Origin of the sequence: Nostoc sp. FACHB-888, assembly GCF_014696655.1 — a bacterium.
In the GTDB taxonomy this organism is placed as follows: Bacteria; Cyanobacteriota; Cyanobacteriia; order Cyanobacteriales; family Nostocaceae; genus Nostoc.
Window position 1 is genome coordinate 1 of record NZ_JACJQM010000333.1, and the last position, 3,170, is coordinate 3,170.

4 protein-coding genes are annotated in these 3,170 nt (G+C 43.7%); 1 reads left to right on the plus strand and 3 read right to left on the minus strand.

Features of this window, described 5'->3' with window-relative positions; genetic code table 11:
- The 3 genes from H6G26_RS40240 to H6G26_RS40250 all read right to left on the minus strand — a co-directional run.
- Positions 1–425, minus strand: a 425-nt coding sequence (locus tag H6G26_RS40240) for a DUF5895 domain-containing protein (RefSeq protein WP_199327288.1), incomplete at its 3' end; no start/stop codon positions are given.
- Between the two features lie 112 nt (positions 426–537).
- Positions 538–1,335 carry a hypothetical protein gene (locus tag H6G26_RS40245; protein WP_190737559.1) on the minus strand — a complete coding sequence of 266 codons (798 nt, stop codon included), beginning with the start codon at positions 1,333–1,335 and terminating at the stop codon, positions 538–540.
- A gap of 440 nt (positions 1,336–1,775) precedes the next feature.
- On the minus strand, positions 1,776–2,120 hold the full coding sequence (locus H6G26_RS40250) for a hypothetical protein (protein WP_190737561.1): 345 nt from the start codon (positions 2,118–2,120) through the stop codon (positions 1,776–1,778).
- A 241-nt stretch (positions 2,121–2,361) separates the two neighbouring features.
- On the opposite strand from H6G26_RS40250, the gene H6G26_RS43600 reads away from it, so the two are divergent.
- A partial coding sequence (locus tag H6G26_RS43600) for a KilA-N domain-containing protein (RefSeq protein WP_242054375.1) occupies positions 2,362–3,170 on the plus strand: 809 nt, incomplete at its 3' end.

Consider the following 3,170-nt stretch of genomic DNA (forward strand, 5'->3'; position numbering starts at 1 on the left):
TGAAACACTCCCCAAGCAGTTATTTGTACTGGTGCGATATGAAGAGGTTGATTTTGGGCATCGACGAAAATCACCATATACCGCCTACCGAATTTGTAGGCATTCTTGTCCAAACCATCACTGCTACGCCAAACTCCAATCATCTTTCTATCATTTCCGTATAACAGAGGCGATCGCCCAATCACAAGTATTCGTGGTTGTCTATAGAGAGCGCCAGGAATGCCTATCTTTTCGTCGTTTTCGTCCAACTTGTTAGTAAGAACTTTATACTCTTTCCCACCTTCTAGTTCTTTATTTTCGTACCATCCTGCTAATTGTTGATTTTCGTAAGCAATCCAAATGCCTGCGGGTGAAGGAATACTTTTGGCTGCTGGGGTCTTTTCGTAGGACTTGTGTTCAGCAGAATCAAAGTCAAAAGCTGTCATAGTAGCTGCCTTTCTTTAATGTTAGTTTTCGCAAAAAATAAGCGAAGCTCTAATTCTGAGTGGCACTGATTTTAAAATAGTGGTGGAAGAAAATTCTCTTCCACCAATTTATTTACGCCGCTATCAACTCCTGACTAACTTTCAGCAGTTCAATCGGAGCAGTTGCCCTGGACAGTGCTTCTACAGCCTCCCTGACGCTCCAATACCGTACTCCATCCCCACACCGCCAATAGTAAGTTTTAGGGTCATTTTCCCAGACTTCATCAGCGTTTCTGACCTTGAAGAGTATGCCCAAAAACTCACCATCTAGATATACGTTGTGAGCCGTCTGAAGGTCAGTGCATCCTACATAAGTCAATCGGTAGCTGTCCACTGGCGTACACAAGTCTTCTGCACAAGTCCCGCGATACCCACAGTTACCGCACCCATGTCCTTCGCAGTCTGGACAAATGGCAGCAGGCATATTCCACTTCGGCAGTGTAAAATCCCATTCAGCCGGTGGGTTTAATATTCGAGCCTTGTGAGAGATATAACAACCAGCATGACCGATTACCTTATCAGGATAGTATTGGATGCTCAACGATAACCAATCACAATCACCTAACAAGCCAATTTTCTCAGAAGCTTGTTTCAATTCCTCATCTGATTTGTGATTGCGCTCTACTGGAGCAGAAAGACTCTCTTTAACCTCTGCAACAGCGCGTTTGAATGGCTCTTTGTGGTAGCGAGCATAGCCGTGGGTCATTTTTACCCACACGATATCATCACTGTTGATCCAGATAGTTACTACATCTTCGGGCTGGCAGTTTTTGGAGTAGTCCGACTGATTGACAATGGTTGCAATGATTTGGCGATCACGTGTGGTTAGTGGATCTTTTGTTGGCGCAGGGGCTAAATTTTGTGTCATCATTATAAATCGCCTCTTCTGTAGTTGGTTGGGGCATAGGGGCGATCGCAAGTTTTGCAGGCCAGCGATCGTCCTACATTTATTGGTCAGTTTGTTGTGCTTTCAACACAACACTCTCAATTTAGATTTGGCGAAGCCTCATATTTAATGCTCTAAGCCAGTGGCTGGAGCTACCAAGCAGGATACACAGTGGTCAAGTGACAGACAGCTTTAACAGTTTTAAAAGCCAAGAGTCATCCTGTTTGGCATTTTTATTAACCGAACCCGTTTTTCCAATGTGTACCCCTCACCTTCTCTGGTTGTGCCAGTGCATCAGCTACCCCTCAATCGGTACTTCCGGTTCTCTTGTCATAGTTCAGTGATAAGCGCTGCTTTATTTTTTTGGGAGGCTAGCGCTTGTTTCCTCCTCTATAATCAATATTATTACAACCCTCGGTACAAAGTCAACCCTCGGTACAAAAATTTCTAGGAATTTCCATTTTAATAGATGGAATTAAGGCAGACGGGTGTATACCTAGCGTTATGCATAATGCAACTAGAATTCGGGGGGATATGGATTTAGCAACTCCAAGTTCAAGTTTTCTAATAAGTTCTTGGGAGCATTCTACTTGTTGTGCATTTATGCCATCTGCTATTTTTTGCCGAGATGTTTTACCACGCAGTGCTTTTAACTTTTCTCCACACTCCGGTTTCCATAAAATAAGCACCGCCCAGTCTAGCGGAATCATATCCACCTCCATTAAATTCGACGCTTCTTTTTTTGTACCGCCGATTGTATTTTCATACATAATATAGTACTATGGGTTGTAATCAGCAACAATTCAATTTAACTACGTTCACATCGTATAAGGTGTGTGCAAGAGAGCTTTATGCCAAATAAAGAAGGCAGTTAAGATTAAGACTTCGCAAGGAATTGAAGTTTGCGAAGACAAGGCTTGCTGACAACACACAGATTGAAAATGATCGCTAGCCGTCCAAGCAACTGCGATCGCTTTGTCAAACTCATTTACAAGAAGTGACGCAATTACAATGCTGACACACTTTTGGCGAGACTCAGAAATTAACCAAATGCCCCAGTCTGAGCAGATAGGCAAATACGCGATACCCAAGGGCTATGTTAATGCCACCCAGATGGCTAAAGCTAACCGTAAACTTTTGTCAGACTACATAAGACTGAAGTCTACAAAGGACTATTTACAAGCACTTGGGAACGATATGGGAATTCCCATATCGTCTCTAATAATTGAAATTGAAGGGTATGGCAAGGAACAAGGTACTTGGGTTCATCCAGAAATTGCCATTGATTTAGCCCGATGGGTATCTGTTTCATTTCGCATTTGGGCAAACAGAACCTTAATGAAGGTAATGATTGCAAGTGAAATAGAGCCAGAACACTGTCCTGTTATACCTATCCTTCCCCCAGTCGAGCAGCGCCTACATATTTTTGTACAGGCAATGAAAACTTTAGCCGAATTAACTGGAGATCGTCTCAACCCTTACATCGAACAGCATTGTAAAGACTTCGTTGCCAATCTCTTAGCCGAACACAATCAACAAGCCCTAATCGGCACACAAGAGAAATGGCTGGGCGTGGTCAACTTCGCGGAGATTGAACTCGGCAAGAAAGTTCCCCTCAGAGGCTCCCACTATCGGGGACATTTAGGGACATGGGTGAGAACATTTTACCCACAGTTGGGCAATCGCCAAGAAACACGATTGGTTAATGGTGTCCAACAGCAGGTTTATGTTTATGCTTGCCACGATCCGGTTGTAGCTGACGCACTGACCAAAGCTGTAGAAGAATTTTTCGCTCACCCAAGCCCTGGTGCAGCGCTAAG

Bases quoted from the DNA above. Each gene is read 5' to 3' on its own strand.
- H6G26_RS40250 (WP_190737561.1), bottom strand. From the start codon at position 2,120: ATGTATGAAAATACAATCGGCGGTACAAAAAAAGAAGCGTCGAATTTA.
- H6G26_RS40245 (WP_190737559.1), bottom strand. From the start codon at position 1,335: ATGATGACACAAAATTTAGCCCCTGCGCCAACAAAAGATCCACTAACC.